This window comes from Streptomyces sp. NPDC056479, from assembly GCF_042795335.1.
Lineage (GTDB): Bacteria > Actinomycetota > Actinomycetes > Streptomycetales > Streptomycetaceae > Streptomyces.
In genome coordinates, this window is sequence record NZ_JBHTRZ010000015.1 from 66,614 (window position 1) to 80,723 (window position 14,110).

Below are 14,110 nucleotides of genomic sequence, written 5' to 3' on the forward strand. Positions count from 1 at the left end.
CGCAGTCGGGCCTCGTAGACGAGGTTGGGCCGATCGTGGGCGGGTTCCTGCTCGAGCACTTCAGCTGGTGGAGCATCTTCTACGTTGCGCACTCTTGGGCCGTGTCCTTCTGCCGCTCGTGGACCAGGAGCCCTGGCGTCAGGATCGACGCCACGAGGCCCTGAGGGCCTGTGACATCGATACGGTGACGGGCGACGGCTGATCGAGGTCTTCGCGGCACTGGCCGCTTATTCCGTTGCCATAGACGAATCCTTGTCCGCCGCGGACTTCGATGCCCTGCCCCTCAAGGTTGTCGCCGACGCTGCAACCGAAAAGCGGGACTACCACCTGCTCGCCTGGCTCCCGGACACCGTCGTCGACGACCGTGACGGACAAGCCGTCGACGTCTTCCGCCTGTACATCTGCAAGGGCGGGCAGTACAGCAACCAGTTCTTCCTGCTGAGCAGGGTACTGCGCCACGCACTGACCGGTATCGCCGAATGCTCGCCGATACCGTCACCCATGTGTGGGGACGTCTTTCGCCGGGCTGCCGAGCTCGACCTGCCGCAGTGATCTGCCCTGCCGACCCAGCGTCATCATCTGTCCGTGACACCCCCAGCACCTTGCCCGACGGGCACCGTCCCCAGAAGCCAGCCATACGCATGACAGAGGTTGCTCAGGATTGCCACCTTGCGAGGCCGGATTAAGTCAACCTGCCCAGAGCACAAGAGCGGGCGCCCCCTTCGCTCACTTTGGGTAAAGGGATCAGGACCGGGGGCGTGACGTAGAGATCAGATGAGCCCGGCGACGACGCCGACTGAATCGTTGAGCTAGAAGCAGAGGCCGACCAGCTCAAGGAGGCCGTGGTCTCGCATGCTGTCGTCGACCAGGCGATCGGCATGGTCGTCGCACTCGGCCGGGCAGCGCTGGGGTCAACGTTGGGAGGTCCTGAAGGACGTCTCCCAGCGCACGAACATCAAGCTTCGCAACGTTGCGGAATTGATCCTCATCTGCGGTCGGAATGGATGATATCGCCCGAAATACGCGTCGCACCGGAAGAAGCCCTCGACCGTCACGGCCCGACGCACATGCCGGGGGCGACCAAAGGGGGCTCGATTCAAGCATGTGTGTGATGAGGCCGATGACCTTCCTACCGGATCACCCGCCCAGGCGGCACGTGGCCGCGCGTACGGAGGAGACAGCACGATGGATCTTGGGCTGGAGGGCCGCGTGGCCGTGGTCACCGGCGCTAGCCGGGGAATCGGGCTCGCGGTCGTAGAGGCCTTTGCCGCAGAGGGCATGCAGGTGGTGGCCGGCGCGCGGCACTCTTCCGAGGGGCTCGATGCGTTGGTCCGGGGCGGGAACGTACGTCTGGTGCAGGCGGATCTCGCCGAGGTCGAGGGCGCCGGGCGGCTCATCGCCGCGGTCGGGGACCGAATCGACGTGCTCGTGAACAACGTGGGCTCGGCGCCGGCCAGGCCGGGCGGATTCCTGAGCGTCACGGACGAGCAGTGGCAGGAGACGATGAACCTCAATCTGTTCACCGCGGTGCGTGTCACGCGGGAGGTGCTGCCGCTGATGCTGGCCAGGGGCAGCGGCTCGATCGTCAACGTCTGTTCGGTCAACGCCGTTTACCCCGACCCGGGTGTGATCGATTACTGCGCGGCCAAGGCGGCTCTGGCGAACTTCTCCAAGGGCGTGTCCAAGGAGGTGGGCGGCCACGGGATCCGTGTCAACACGGTCAGTCCCGGGCCCGTCGAGACCGATCTGTGGCTGGCCGGTGGGGGCATCGCGGCCGCCGTGTCGCAGGCGACAGGAATGGCGCCGGAGGAGGTGGCCGCCCAGGCCGCGGGGCTTGCTGTCACCGGCCGGTTCTCGAAGCCGGCCGAGGTCGCGGACGTGGTGCTGGTGCTGGCGAGCGACCGGACGGGCAATGTCACCGGCTCCGACATCACGGTCGATGGTGGGTTCGTCACCACCTGGTAGTCGCACGATGGCCACGGCAAGGCGAATGCGTCGTTTACCGGGACTCTTGCAGAAGCTCTGGCGTTCACGCCGGGGATGAATGCATCTCAGGATTGCTCTGACCGGCACTCTAAGCGCTGTCCCGTAAATAATCTTTGGCGTGCCGGATAACCTGCCTGTTTCTACGTCACCCGGCGAGGGTGAGGTTGTGCAGGCGGGCGATGCCGAGCATGGCGTGGTGGACGCCGTCGCCCTTGAGGCGGCAGTCACGAAGGATCTTCCAGGTCTTCATCCGGGCGAAGGCGTGCTCGACGCGGGCGCGGACTTTGCGTTGGGAGACGTTGTGTTCCTCTTTCCAGGCTGGGAGTTCGGCCTGCCCGCGTTCGCGGCGGTGCGGGATGATCAGGCCGGTGCCGCGGTAGCCGCCGTCGGCGACCACGGTGGTGTTGCCGACGGCGGCTTTGGCGCCGGACAGTTCCCATACCTTGCAGTCGTTGGGGTTGCCGGGCAGTGGCCGGGCGACGGCGACGAGAACCACAGGGCCCCTTCGGTCGCCGGTGTGATGAGTGGAATCACCACGCCAACGACGGGGGGCCCTGCCTTGTCATCACGCCCTCTGAACAGCCTATTTCACCCTCCAGTACAGGATGAAAGAGGCTCATTGACTGCTGCACAAAGGAAGTCATCGGGTATGCGATGGACGACCACTATCAGACCCCTCTGATATCACGGGCCGTATGCAACGCGGCCCGCAACAGAAAAACGGTCAGATTCCTGTCCGAAAAACGCGAGACCCCTCAGTCAGCTCATCCATTGACGTTGACCGCGACAGGACTTAGATAGAAACGTGTCCAGTCGATGCGTCCGTCGTGGGTCGTCATGATGACTGGCCCACGCATGACGGCCTGGGTGCCGTCCGGGGCTGTGCCGACCATCTCCCATTCCGACCACAGTTCGGCATCGGCAGCGGCGCGGCGAAGAACCTCGGCCCGGATGTCGGGCAGCCGACCGAAGATGGCGGTCCAGTTCATGAGCACCCGGTCGTTCCCGGTGAAGCCGTCTTGCGGCCGATGCGGGGTCTCGGACCGATAGTTGGCGGTGAAGCAGTCAGCGACCTGGTGAGGATCGTGCGAGTTGATCGCATCCTTGAGTCGGTCGATCGGGTCGTTCGTGTTCATTGCGAGCTCCTGGTTCCGCGGGTTGTAGCGCGCTGGGCGCGGTCTGAATCTGCGCTCCAGGCCTGGCGCCTCGTCAGGGGTGTGGCCGTGGGGCGCCCGGCAGGATTTCGCCGCTCAGGACGACGGGGTTGTTGTGTCTTCGCTGCCAGGCCTGGTGAAAGACGTGGCCTGTGCCACGAGTGCGGCGATCTCGGGGTGTTCGGCGAAATGGCGAGCCTGTACCTGCTTGATCTTTGCTTTGATCTCGGGGTCGGCGGAGTCCGTTATGTCGAAGGCCTCAAACCGCGCGAGATATCCGATACCTTCGAGTTCAAGGCGGATGTGCGCGGGATGGTTCAGGTAGTCGTAGTAGCCGTCGAGGTCTTCGATCACGAACACGGCTCCGTATGCGAAGCCCCCGGTGGGGGTGTGGGCCGACCACGTACGACTTCACGGCGGGACTGGTCTCGCCGACCTGGCGTAGCAGGTCGAGGCAAGCCGTGAGCTGCTCCTCACTCAGGTCGGGCTTGGGCGTCAAGCGGTTGATGTGGAAGATCATGGCCTTCTCCTCAAAACTCGGTTTTGGATTCCTAAGCGCCGGGGCCCGTACCGGGCCCCGGCGGTGTCGAAGCGTGCCCCCGTGTTACCAGCGGTCCTGCATGATCAGGCCATCTGGACAGGCAGCTCGCCGCCGTGTGCCGCCTCGCGGTGGCGCGTGGACAGACGGGAACCGGACTCGCGCCGGGCGGCGCTTGCTGGTCAGCCCCTGGTCGAGTTCGCGGTGGGTGCCGGGGCCACCGCCGCGCGTCCGGATGCGGAGGTCGGCTCGGGTCCGCCCTCGCTGAGGCCGTAGCGGTTGTGGAGTCTGCGCAGGAAGTCGGGCGCGTACCAGGCCGAGCGGCCGAGCATCCGCATCGCGGCGGGGACCAGGACGCCGCGTATGGCGATGGCGTCGATGAGGATGGCCAGTCCGCTGCCGAGGCCGAACATCTGCATGAAGCTGAGCTTGGAGGTGCCGAAGGCGAAGAAGCTCACCGCGAGCAGGCAGGCCGCCGCGCTGACGATGCTTCCGGTGTGGCCGAGTCCGTTGCCCACGGCGGTCTCGTTGTCCGCTCCCTGATCGTGGAGTTCCTTGATCCTGCTGGTGACGAAGACCTCGTAGTCCATCGAGAGGCCGAAGGCGATGCAGAACATCAGCACGGTCATCGTCATCTCCATCGGCTGTGCGGTGAAGCCGAGCAGTGAGGAGAGGGTGCCGTCCTGGAAGATCCAGGTCATCACGCCGACGGTGGCTCCCAGGCTGATCACGTTCAGGACCATTGCGCGCAGCGGCTGCACGATGCTGCCGGTGAACAGGAAGAGCAGCAGGAAGGTCGTGACGACGATCAGGGCCACGGCCACGGGGAGCCGGTCGCCGATGGATTCCTTGGAGTCGACGAGTTCGGCGTCCGTTCCGCCGAGCAGGGGGTGTGTCCCTGGGGGAGGGGTGGCCGAGCGCACCTGCTCGACGAGGCTCTGGGCCGCGTCCGACTTTGGTGTCAGGCCGCTCATTACGGTGATCTGCTGTGCGTCGGGTCGGCCCAGGGTCGGGTCGCCCGGCCCGGTCGCCGTGGATTGGCCCGCGGTGTAGGTTCCCGTGCTGGTCTCGACGCGCTCGACGCCCTTGAGCGCGGCCAGTTGGGCCGCGTACGACGCCAGCGGGGTCTTGTCCACGGACTGGTTGATGGCGATGTGGAGGGCCGAGTCCTCGCTGCCGCCGAACTTCTCGCGCAGTACCTGCGAGACCTGGCGGCTTTCGGCGTCCTTGGGCAGCACGCGTTCGTCCGGCGTGCCGAAGGTGATGTTCAGCAGCGGGCTGGCCGCGAAGAACAGCACCGCGAGGACGGGCAGTGCGGTGAGCGCGGGCCGCCGCATGACGGTGCGCGCCACCCGTCCCCACAGGGGTGCGCGGGCGGCGGAGTTCCGCGTCTTCGCCCACGGCAGCCGCCCGCTGTTGACCCGGTGCCCCAGAACCTTCAGCAGGGCCGGCATCACGAACAGGGTGCTCAGGGCCGCGATCGCGACGACGCCGACTCCGGCGAAGCCGAAGGAGCGCAGGAAGTACTGGGGGAACACCAGGAGTGCCGCCAGGGCGGCCGCGACGGTCGCGGCGGAGAAGGCGACGGTGCGGCCCGCTGTGTGTACGGTGCGCCGGACGGCGTCATCCACGCTCACCCCGGCCGCGAGTTGCTCCCGGAAGCGGCTGACCATCAGTAGGGCGTAGTCGATGCCTAGTCCCAGGCCCAGGGCGGTGGTGAGGTTGGTCGCGGTGTCGGCGACATCGGTGACGCTGCCGAGCAGGAAGAGCTGGGCGAACGATCCCATGATGGCGATCAGTGCGATGATCAGCGGCAGCAGGGCCGCGACCACACTGCCGAAGACGAACAGGAGCAGTACGAGAGTCAGCGGTATGGCGATCCCTTCGGCGAGGATCAGATCCTCGACCACCTGGTTCGACAGGTCTGCGCCCACGGCGGCGCCCCCTCCTGCCTGGACGGTGAGGGTGTTCCGGTAGGTGCCGCTGTAGGTGTCGAGGATCGCCTTGGCGTATTGCCGCTGCTGGGTGTCGTCGCCTCTCACGTGGGTGAGTACCATGGCCTCGCGGCCGTCCTTGGAGAGCAGGTCTGGGCTGTTGGATTCCCAGTACGAGACGACGTTGCTGAGCCGCTTGTCCCTCTTGAGCTCGGCCACCAGGGCTTGGCCGGTCTCTCGGTGGGCGGGGGTGTCGATGCGGCCGGCGGGGGAGCCGACCAGCAGAACGAGGTTGGTCTCGCCGCCGAACTTCTCGTTGATGACCTTCGATGCCCGGGTGGAGGGAGAGGCCGGGTCATCGAAGCCACCCCCCTTCAGCTTGTCGAAGGCGCCCGCTCCCACGACCCCCATAAGGGCCACGGCTAGGGCGGCGACGACCAGGACAAGCCGGGATCGGCGAATCGCCAATCCGGCCACACGTTCGAACACGGGTGCTCTCCTTGTAAGTTACTTCTGGGGGCAAGGCGAGGGGTTGGCCGGGCATGGGCCGGCGCAGTGCGGCGCAGAGTTCCGTCGCCCCGTCAGAGGGGGTGCCGTGCCGCGCTCTTCATCGCCAGGACACGACGCTAGTCAGGCGATCGGCGTTTGAGCAGGAGGAGATTTACCTGACACTGTTAGGTATTCAGAACGTCGTAGGACTCTGAGACCCCGTCGGGTCGGCACCATAGGATCGCCGCATGTCCGCAGACGCGTCCGCGACGGTCCTGCCATCCCTGCGCCAGCGACGCCGGGCCGTCGCCACCCAGGAGATCGTGGCCGCTGCCGAGAGCCACCTCGCCGAGCACGGGCTGCACGCCCTGTCCCTGAGAGCGGTCGCCCGTGGCCTCGGTATGACGGTGCAGGGGCTCTACCACTATTTTCCGAACCGGGACGCCCTCGTCACGGTTCTCGTCGCCAAGGCGTACGAGGACCTGGCCGACGCCGTGACAGCGGCTGTCGACACGATGGCGGACGAACCGGCTGCTCTGCGGTTCCTGGCCGCCGCCGAGGGTTACCGCCGATGGGCCGTTACCCACCCTGAGCGATTCCAGCTGCTGTACGGGGCGCCGTTGCGGCATTACGAGGCACCGGCCGAGGGTCCGACGACTCAGGCGATGCGCCGGGTGGGCGAGGTCTTCCAACGCGAGATGTTCGGCGGGTTCACCACGTCACAACTGGCCGCAGCCGACACCCGGGTCCTCTCGTCAGCCCTCCAGGCGGATCTGGAACACTTGATTCCGCACGGCCCGGGCACCCTGCCGCCTCCTGCGGCCGCTCTCCTCGTCAGCGCATGGGGGCACATGCATGGCATGGTCGTCCTGGAAGTCTTCGGACACACCACCTTTGTCGGCGAACACCAGGCCGAGATCTTCCACATGGCGATGCGGGACCTGGTCGAGGACGTTCATCGCCGGATCACCGCACCGCCCCACGCCGAGCTTCGGTGAGAAACCTAGACGACCCACCATGATTGTCTGACCGCTCCGGACTCCGACAGGTGGCCGACGCGGCGCTGCGAGACTGGCCACCCATCTGACAGTCGGTGCCCGAGGGAGCGTGCGGATCGCAGGGATATGAGGTGTTGGGTGGCGGGTGATGTGCCATCACGGGCTCGGTGATGGCACTGACGCGGCTGCGCCGGTGGGAGGCGGCTCCCCATACGCCTATCTGCGCGAGGCTATGCGTTCGCCCTATCGCGGTAGGGCGCCAGGAAGGCGGTCAGCGCCGACAGCGTCGCCTCTGGGGCTTCCTCGGCAGGGTAGTGGCCACATTCAGGGAGGACGATGCTCTCCACGAGGTCGGCGACAAGCTTCATCGTTGCGCCGACCGATGCGCCCAGGTTCTCCGCACCCCCGATCGCCAGGACGGGAAGGGGCAGCCGTCGAGTCTTACGCTTCTGGTTCTGTTCGATGGTCGTATCGAGTGCGCGGTAGAACTCGAAGCTGGATCGGCGGGCTTCCGGGTCGGCGGCGAGGGTGTCGACGTAGTGCTGGACGGCGTGGGCTGGCAGTGCCTTCGCGGATTTCGTGGCGAACTGGTGGCCGAAGTAGAGATGCTCCCGTCCGCTGATCAACTGCTCGTTGATGTCGATGAGGCGGTTGAAGGCGAAGTACCAGAGGCGGTCGTTGGCCTCCTGGCTGCCGAAAAGAGGTGGTGTCAGGGAAAGTCCCGGGATCGCGGCCTCGGCGACGGCCAGACGGTCGATCCGGTCAGGGTGATCCGCGGCGAGGGCATAGCCGGTCCACATCCCGACGTCGTGACCGACCATGGCGAAGCGCTGATGCCCGAGTGCGTCCATCAGCGCCACCATGTCGCGTGCGAGGGTGCCGGTGTCGTACCCGTCCAGGGGCTTGTCGGAGAGCCCCACGCCGTGCGGATCGACCGCGACGACCTGGAAGACCTCGGCCAGCGCGGGCATCACGAGGAGCCGGTGGCCACCCTCGCCACCTAATACCGCTCACCGGCCGCCACCGCCTCGGCTGTAGCCGAAAGCCTCTGGTCAGCGGGCGCTGCAAGGACGCCATCGCCATCGCCGACCAGGGCGGCTGGGCCGCCACTCCCGCTCGATGCTCGGCTACGGGCAGCGCGAGGACGGCTGGGACGGCAACGCCTCCGCCGAACTCACCTGACCGAGCCCGCCCATTCGTCAAGCGTTCGCTGTCCTGGGCGCTGCTGGCCGAGACACCGACGAGGAGGGACAGCCCGTTCGCGTCCGACAGGACGCGGGTGACCTCGATCACCAAGATTGACGACCTGAGTTAACGACGATAAGTTATCGCCACTAACCAGGATGGGAGTGTCCCGTGGTCACACTTGAAGCCGAAGACGTCTACTCGCTCGCGCCGTATGCCAAGACGCTCGGAGTCGAGTTCAAGGAGATTGCGGAAGCCGGCGTTCAAGCCAGACTGGCGCACGATCTCTCCCTTTCCACGGTGGGCGGCGGCCTCCACGGAGGGGCGTTGATGGGGCTCGCCGATGTGTGTGCTGCCGTTTGCGCCGCCCTCAACGGTCCAGCCGGCGCCGCACCAGCCACCGTGGAGTCGAGCACGCATTTTCTTCGGCCCGCACGCACGAGCGTCGTTGCGACAGCTCGTCCCTTGCGTCTGGGGCGCAACTCTGTCATCGAGGTCGATATTCATGATGACGAAGGTGAACTATGCGCCCGGGTGACCCAAGTGGTCACCACCATCAAACCCAAGGCATCTTGATGTCTGGTCACGCGCGGTCAGAACATCGCAGTGTCGTCACCTGCGTATGGTCGCCCTCTCACGAAGGCTCGTATCTGTGACTGGTTCCCGAGTTCGCGCCGCCAAGGGCCAGGGTGGTCTGCTCCGAAACCAGCTTCTCGACATCGCCGATCAGCTACTGGAAGGCGGAGGCTCCGACGCTCTTACGATTCGTGCAGTAGCAACAAGTGCGGGAGTCAGCCCGCCAGCCGTCTACCTCCACTTCGCCTCGAAGAGGGAACTCGTCCATGCGACGTGCCTGCGTGTGTGGAGCTCACTGTTCATCGAGTTGGAAGCAGTGTCGCGGCAAGTCCCGGATCCTGTGACGGCGCTCTACGAAACCTGTGTCGCCTACATCGCATTTGGACTTCGTCATCCTTCCCAGTACCGACTCGTGATGGCTGGTGAGGCCACCGAAGCCAGCCGCCAGAACGAAGACAAGTGCTTCCGCTATTTTCGGGACAAGGTCACAGCCTGTGCGGATGCCGGGGTACCTGTGACGAGTAGGACCGAAACCGCCAGAGTGTTGTGTGCCAGCGTGCACGGGGCAGTTTCTCTTCTGATCCACCAAGAGCGTGATGTATGGCCTCCAGACAGCGATCGCTACGTCAGACGGGCGGCGTCCTCAGCCGTCCAAGGCGCTCTTCTCACTGCATCCCACGCGTTCAGACCCTCGATAGCCGGCGTAACGCAGTCGGGCTGAACGATGGCTGCCCAAGCCGCGCCGCTGGCATTACCGGCCGGTGAGGGAGGCTCCTGGCCCTGGTGGGATCCGGAGAACATGACATGACTGACTTTCATGAGACGGGCAGTGCGGGTGCCTAAACTGAGTTCGGCCCTTTAGGGTGACGATGGTGGGGTGAGGGAGACGCCCGTGGTGCGCCGTTCACTCCGTCTCGACCCGGACGAGGTGTGCGCCAGTTCGATCCCCCCGGAGGGCCGGTCTATCGCCGCCCTTGCCCGCGAACACGGGGGTCAGCCGGGGCGCCATCCGCACGGCCGTCGCCGACCTCATGCCCGAGCACACCGCCGGCCACGAGGACGCCCCGGCCCCGGAACTGCCGGTCACTCTCGACATGCCGGGCAAGGTCGCCGAGTTCCTTCGCGCGGCCGAGCTGAAACCCGCCGAGCGGGCCGCGCTCGACCAGGGCGTGACCGTACGGCGCGGCCAGGGCTACACACTGCGCGTGAGCGCCGCGTCCTCGGTCCACGGCCAACTCCTCGCCCGCTGCCAGCCCCCCGACGGTGCCCCGGGCGATCCGGCGATCTCGGCACAGTGCAAGGCCCGCCGCGAGTACGAAAACCACGTCAACGCCCTCGGGCCCCCCTGACGGCTACTTTGCGGCTGGTGTGTCAGCCAGGACACCGGGGCACAAACGGTACGCCCCCGCCGCCCGACCACTGGCATGCTCAAGATCAACATCTGGCGGCTTCTGGGCTCACCTCGGCGACACCTCCGCCCCATCCGCGACGAAATCGAACGCCGCGTGCGTGGCCTTCTCGACGACCTCGGTGTCGCGTACGGCACTGACCGTCCCGCGCTAGTAGCGGAGTCAGGCCACCCGCTGACGGCCGACGAGGGACAGCCAGTTGGTGGACGGAGGCAAGGTGTGGTGAGGCATCCGAGTACGAGGAGCCAATGCGTCAGCGGCCCAGCCTTCGGCGGCCTCCAGCGCGGCAGGGGCTGTCTGTGGGATGCCGGCGGCGTTGATGATGAGGGGCAGTCCAGCGGCGAGGCGAAAGCGCGATGCGGGCGATACGGTCGGCGCCCCCGATGTGGGCGGGCAGGGCGCGATCGATCTCGGGGCGCAGCTTCTGCACGAACTGCACGAGGGTGGGCTGCTGGGCGGGAGGGTGGGCAGGGGCGGTGCTACGGTCAGTGCGCTTGTTGGCGACGCGCTCGGCAAGGTTGGTGCTCACGCTGCGGCGGACTCCTTGGGCACAACGAGGCGTCGGGAACGATGGGCCCGGTACTCGTCGGGGCCACGCCGTCGGCTCTCCTGCTCGGCGGCGAGGCGCTTCGTATCGAGCGCTTCGACGCGGTGCGTGTGGATGGCGGCGAGCTCGGGGTGCGCGACGGCGAACCGTTTCGTCGACAGCGGGCCGTTCTGCTTCCACGTGAACGCGACGGCGCCCTGCGTCTTGACGATCTCGGCCTCGCCGGCAATCGCCTTCAACCGGTTGCCGACCTTGCGTAGTTCGTCGGTCGTGCGTCGCTCTCCGCCCTCCTGTGCATCATTGGTTCGTGGGGGCTCTGGTGGGGATTGCAATGCCCGGCGTGCCCGTGTAGGCAGGCCGTTGGGATGGCCACATCGGCCGCGCGGGCTACGCCAGCATGGCGGTGAAGCGCCGGGAGAAGAGGTAGGCGTCGCCGGGCCAGCGGGCGGACAGGTAGTTGCCGTCCTGGACGACGAAGGCCGGGGTGTCGTCCGAGGCCGTGCCGCGTCGGCGCATCTCGACTGGCCCGCGCTCGAAGCGATCGGGGTCGTCGAGCGCGGCGACCACCTCGTCCTGGACGTACGCCGGATAGGTCCGGTAGTAGCGTCCGCGCCGCCATGCAGTGAGGTAATAGGCGCTGCGCTCCATGTACTTGGGCAGACACGTCGTGCGTCGGCCGGCGATGACGCTGCGGCCGGTCTCCGGGTCGATGGTGCGGGCGAGCACGAGGACGCCGTGGCAGATGGCGCCGACCGGTCGGCCTGTCGCCCAGAATCGGGCGACTTTCGCCTGCAGGACGCGGGAGCCGAGGTACTGCCGCATACCAGGCGCGTGCCCGCCGGGCAGGAGCAGGCCGTCGTACTCCTCCGGTTCCACAGCGTCCCAGGCGAGCGGAGCCCGGAAGCCGGCCTCGCCGGTCAGTTCACGGTAGAACTCCTTCGGCTCCGGCTCCGCGCCGAGCTGCCCGAAGACCACACCGCTCAGCAGCAGTGGGTCCGCCTGCGGCGAGGAGCCGCCGTACTCCGTTGCAAACACCACGTCGTGCCCGGCGCCACGCAACATCCGCCAGGGGACCGCCACCTCGGTGACGTCGAAGTCTCGGTCGGGCAGCGGGAGAAGAATACGCATGCCGGGTGCTTATCACACCGCGTGCCCATCTCCGAGGCCCATGGCCGTGAACCCAGCTGATGAGCAGGTCGTAGTGCAGTGCGTACCTCTGGAAAGCAAACGGGAGATCTGCATGCCGAATCACCTTGACGTCCTCGTGGTCGGAGCCGGCATCGCCGGCCTGGCGACCGCCGTCGCGCTGGAGCGCGAGGGCATGTCCGTCGACGTCATCGAGCGTTCCTCCGAGAGCCGCAGCGGTGGGGCCGGGCTCTTCCTGCCCGGGAACAGCGTCCGCGCGCTGACCGCACTGGGGGTGGGCAAGCATCTCAGCGAATTGGGAGCGTCCGTGCCCGGCCAGCGACTGATGGACCGGCGGGGCAGGGTGCTGGCCGATATTGACATGGCCGAACTGTGGAGGGGAACCGCCGGCTGTGTCGGTATCACCCGAGGCGACCTCCATGCCGCCCTGCAGGAGGTGGTGCCGGTGCCCGTCCGCCACGGGGTCACCGTGGACTCGGTCAGGTATTCCGACGGCGGTATGCACGACGACGGTGTGCACGTGGACTTCAGCGATGGGGGGAGCGGCCGGTATGACGTGGTCGTAGGAGCGGACGGCATACGGTCGGGCCTGCGGGAGTCGGTCGATCCGGCGGCCGGGACCCGCTACCTCGGGCAGGTCTGCTGGCGTTTCCTCGCCGACGCTCCCGACATCGACCGGTGGACCGTGTGGCTGGGCCCGGGGACGGCCTTTCTGGCCTACCCGGTTGGCGGGGGCCGGGTGTGCTGCTACGCCGACGTGACGGCGCCCGCCTCCGAGCACCCGCCCAAGGCTTCCAAAGACCTCTTCCCGCATTTCGCCCACTATGACCGGCGTGTACGGGACCTGCTGGCCACACCCGCCGCTCAAAACGCGCACGTCTCACCGGTGGCGGAGGTCAATTGCCAGACGTGGGCGCGAGGACGCGTCGTGCTCGTCGGGGACGCGGCCCACGCCAGTTCACCCAATATGGCCCAGGGCGTCGCCATGGCGGTGGAGGACGCCCAGGTTCTCGCCGAGGTGCTGGCCGAGGGCGGCAACACCGAGGGCCTTCTCCGGCAGTTCGTCCAGCGCAGGCTCCCCCGTACACGGTGGGTGCAGCGGCAGACCCACCGACGGGACCGGACCAGGTCCATGCCCACCGCCTTGCGCAACATGGCGTTCCGCTACGGCGCCAACGCCTTGTACGAGCGCGGATACGCCCCGCTGCGCGACCTGCCCTGACGGCAACCGGCAGCCCCGTACACCAGGTTGATGCAGGTCGGGAGACGGCGGGCGGGGGACGGAGTGGCGGCCCAAGGCATTGCGCTCGGTCGGCGCCGCCCACGCACGCTACCGGGCCGCGAATACCACCGCGGTCGCTGCCAGTGGTGGGCCGCCGCGAGGGTGGCACGTCGATCGGCAGGAACAGGGGTACAGCGGGCGGGAGAACCCGGAGCGACCGCGGGTCGTAGTGGACAGAGAGGCCGATCAGGTACCGCCCCTCTGGCTGATCAGGTGCTCTCGTCCCTTGGCGTCTCACCGTGCGACTGCTCTTCACCGCCCATGACGATCCACACACCCACGACCCGGAGCCGGAAGTTCCGGTCGGTGATGTCGGGCACACGCTCGTGTGTACGGCCGGTATGTCCGGCGGCTTCCCGCTCTCAGAGGAAGCGGGAACCTCTTCGGCCATCAGGAGACGTACGCCGCGGTTCGCGGCCGTGGCCTCCAGGGTGATGCGTCCCAGGAAGGACGCCCGAGGATGATCTCGATCGCCATTCTCGCCAGTGACCCGGTCACTGGGGAGGGAGCCGCCTCCTGCCTGCAGAGACAGCGAGGAATGACGCTGCTGCCTCAGAAGGAGCACGAGCGGGCGGACGTGGTTCTGATGCTGACGATGGACGTCGCCGAGGAGACGCTGCTCCTGATGGAGGCGGTCGCCGCGCGCTCGGTCAAACCGGGTAGGGGAATTGTGCTGGTCACCGGAAGCATCGCCGAATGCCAGGTGGTGAGAGCCGTGCAGTTCGGCCTGCGCAGCGTGATCTGGCCACAGGATGCCGGTTTCGCCAGCATCGCCGAGGCCGTGCGAAGCGTGGCCGACGGATGCGGCGTCCTGCCCGCTTCGGTCCAGGGCTGGCTGATCGACCACATCGGGGCGGTCCGAGCTG

At 67.0% G+C, this 14,110-nt stretch carries 14 protein-coding genes and 2 pseudogenes; 8 read left to right on the forward strand and 8 right to left on the reverse strand.

Annotated elements, in window-relative coordinates; genetic code table 11:
- The first annotated feature begins 252 nt into the window (after window positions 1–252).
- From ACFQ6S_RS41865 to ACFQ6S_RS41875, 3 genes and pseudogenes are all read left to right on the forward strand, one after another.
- Window positions 253–552, forward strand: coding sequence for a hypothetical protein (locus ACFQ6S_RS41865; protein WP_383421287.1), 300 nt, complete (start codon window positions 253–255; stop codon window positions 550–552).
- 248 nt (window positions 553–800) lie between these two features.
- Window positions 801–1,112: pseudogene (locus ACFQ6S_RS41870) on the forward strand (ANTAR domain-containing protein).
- 73 nt (window positions 1,113–1,185) lie between these two features.
- Window positions 1,186–1,965, forward strand: coding sequence for an SDR family NAD(P)-dependent oxidoreductase (locus tag ACFQ6S_RS41875; protein ID WP_383421290.1), 780 nt, complete (start codon window positions 1,186–1,188; stop codon window positions 1,963–1,965).
- Window positions 1,966–2,131: 166 nt separating this feature from the next.
- Here the strand turns inward: ACFQ6S_RS41875 and ACFQ6S_RS41880 are convergent.
- From ACFQ6S_RS41880 to ACFQ6S_RS41895, 4 genes and pseudogenes are all read right to left on the reverse strand, one after another.
- A pseudogene (locus ACFQ6S_RS41880) lies at window positions 2,132–2,473 on the reverse strand (transposase); the annotation flags it as partial.
- Window positions 2,474–2,750: 277 nt separating this feature from the next.
- On the reverse strand, window positions 2,751–3,122 hold the full coding sequence (locus ACFQ6S_RS41885) for a nuclear transport factor 2 family protein (RefSeq protein ID WP_383421293.1): 372 nt from the start codon (window positions 3,120–3,122) through the stop codon (window positions 2,751–2,753).
- A 114-nt stretch (window positions 3,123–3,236) separates the two neighbouring features.
- Entirely contained in the window at window positions 3,237–3,494 is a 258-nt protein-coding gene (locus ACFQ6S_RS41890; protein ID WP_383421296.1) for a hypothetical protein, read from the reverse strand.
- A 366-nt stretch (window positions 3,495–3,860) separates the two neighbouring features.
- The gene (locus ACFQ6S_RS41895; protein ID WP_383421299.1) at window positions 3,861–6,101 is read right to left on the reverse strand and encodes an MMPL family transporter; all 2,241 of its coding nucleotides are present in this window, start codon (window positions 6,099–6,101) and stop codon (window positions 3,861–3,863) included.
- Window positions 6,102–6,349: 248 nt separating this feature from the next.
- Between ACFQ6S_RS41895 and ACFQ6S_RS41900 the strand changes: the two genes are divergently transcribed.
- Window positions 6,350–7,099, forward strand: a complete 750-nt coding sequence (locus ACFQ6S_RS41900) for a TetR/AcrR family transcriptional regulator (RefSeq protein ID WP_383421302.1) — start codon at window positions 6,350–6,352, stop codon at window positions 7,097–7,099.
- 230 nt (window positions 7,100–7,329) lie between these two features.
- On the opposite strand, the gene ACFQ6S_RS41905 is transcribed toward ACFQ6S_RS41900, so the two are convergent.
- Window positions 7,330–8,070, reverse strand: coding sequence for an alpha/beta fold hydrolase (locus ACFQ6S_RS41905; protein ID WP_383421305.1), 741 nt, complete (start codon window positions 8,068–8,070; stop codon window positions 7,330–7,332).
- A gap of 385 nt (window positions 8,071–8,455) precedes the next feature.
- On the opposite strand from ACFQ6S_RS41905, the gene ACFQ6S_RS41910 reads away from it, so the two are divergent.
- The 3 genes from ACFQ6S_RS41910 (at window position 8,456) to ACFQ6S_RS41920 (ending at window position 10,209) form a co-directional block, all read left to right on the forward strand.
- Complete coding sequence (locus ACFQ6S_RS41910) at window positions 8,456–8,860, forward strand: PaaI family thioesterase (RefSeq protein ID WP_383421307.1); 405 nt, start codon at window positions 8,456–8,458, stop codon at window positions 8,858–8,860.
- A gap of 46 nt (window positions 8,861–8,906) precedes the next feature.
- Window positions 8,907–9,581, forward strand: a complete 675-nt coding sequence (locus ACFQ6S_RS41915; RefSeq protein WP_383421310.1) for a TetR/AcrR family transcriptional regulator — start codon at window positions 8,907–8,909, stop codon at window positions 9,579–9,581.
- A gap of 253 nt (window positions 9,582–9,834) precedes the next feature.
- Window positions 9,835–10,209 carry a resolvase gene (locus ACFQ6S_RS41920; protein WP_383421313.1) on the forward strand — a complete coding sequence of 125 codons (375 nt, stop codon included), beginning with the start codon at window positions 9,835–9,837 and terminating at the stop codon, window positions 10,207–10,209.
- A gap of 313 nt (window positions 10,210–10,522) precedes the next feature.
- Here the strand turns inward: ACFQ6S_RS41920 and ACFQ6S_RS41925 are convergent, their stop codons facing one another.
- The 3 genes from ACFQ6S_RS41925 to ACFQ6S_RS41935 form a co-directional block, all read right to left on the reverse strand.
- Window positions 10,523–10,798 (reverse strand): hypothetical protein, encoded by a 276-nt coding sequence (locus ACFQ6S_RS41925; RefSeq protein ID WP_383421315.1) that lies wholly within the window; start codon window positions 10,796–10,798, stop codon window positions 10,523–10,525.
- A complete protein-coding gene (locus tag ACFQ6S_RS41930) occupies window positions 10,795–11,055 on the reverse strand; it encodes a hypothetical protein (protein ID WP_383421317.1) in 261 nt (86 codons plus the stop codon). The genes ACFQ6S_RS41925 and ACFQ6S_RS41930 overlap by 4 nt, the downstream gene beginning before the upstream one ends.
- 148 nt (window positions 11,056–11,203) lie before the next feature.
- A complete protein-coding gene (locus ACFQ6S_RS41935; RefSeq protein WP_383421320.1) occupies window positions 11,204–11,944 on the reverse strand; it encodes a type 1 glutamine amidotransferase domain-containing protein in 741 nt (246 codons plus the stop codon).
- A 112-nt stretch (window positions 11,945–12,056) separates the two neighbouring features.
- Here ACFQ6S_RS41935 and ACFQ6S_RS41940 point away from each other — a divergent pair, with 112 nt between their 5' ends.
- Complete coding sequence (locus ACFQ6S_RS41940) at window positions 12,057–13,184, forward strand: FAD-dependent oxidoreductase (protein WP_383421323.1); 1,128 nt, start codon at window positions 12,057–12,059, stop codon at window positions 13,182–13,184.
- Window positions 13,185–14,110: the final 926 nt, after the last annotated feature.

Bases quoted from the DNA above. Each gene is read 5' to 3' on its own strand.
- ACFQ6S_RS41875 (WP_383421290.1), top strand. From the start codon at position 1,186: ATGGATCTTGGGCTGGAGGGCCGCGTGGCCGTGGTCACCGGCGCTAGC.
- ACFQ6S_RS41885 (WP_383421293.1), bottom strand. From the start codon at position 3,122: ATGAACACGAACGACCCGATCGACCGACTCAAGGATGCGATCAACTCG.
- ACFQ6S_RS41900 (WP_383421302.1), top strand. From the start codon at position 6,350: ATGTCCGCAGACGCGTCCGCGACGGTCCTGCCATCCCTGCGCCAGCGA.
- ACFQ6S_RS41905 (WP_383421305.1), bottom strand. From the start codon at position 8,070: ATGCCCGCGCTGGCCGAGGTCTTCCAGGTCGTCGCGGTCGATCCGCAC.
- ACFQ6S_RS41915 (WP_383421310.1), top strand. From the start codon at position 8,907: ATGGTCGCCCTCTCACGAAGGCTCGTATCTGTGACTGGTTCCCGAGTT.
- ACFQ6S_RS41935 (WP_383421320.1), bottom strand. From the start codon at position 11,944: ATGCGTATTCTTCTCCCGCTGCCCGACCGAGACTTCGACGTCACCGAG.
- ACFQ6S_RS41940 (WP_383421323.1), top strand. From the start codon at position 12,057: ATGCCGAATCACCTTGACGTCCTCGTGGTCGGAGCCGGCATCGCCGGC.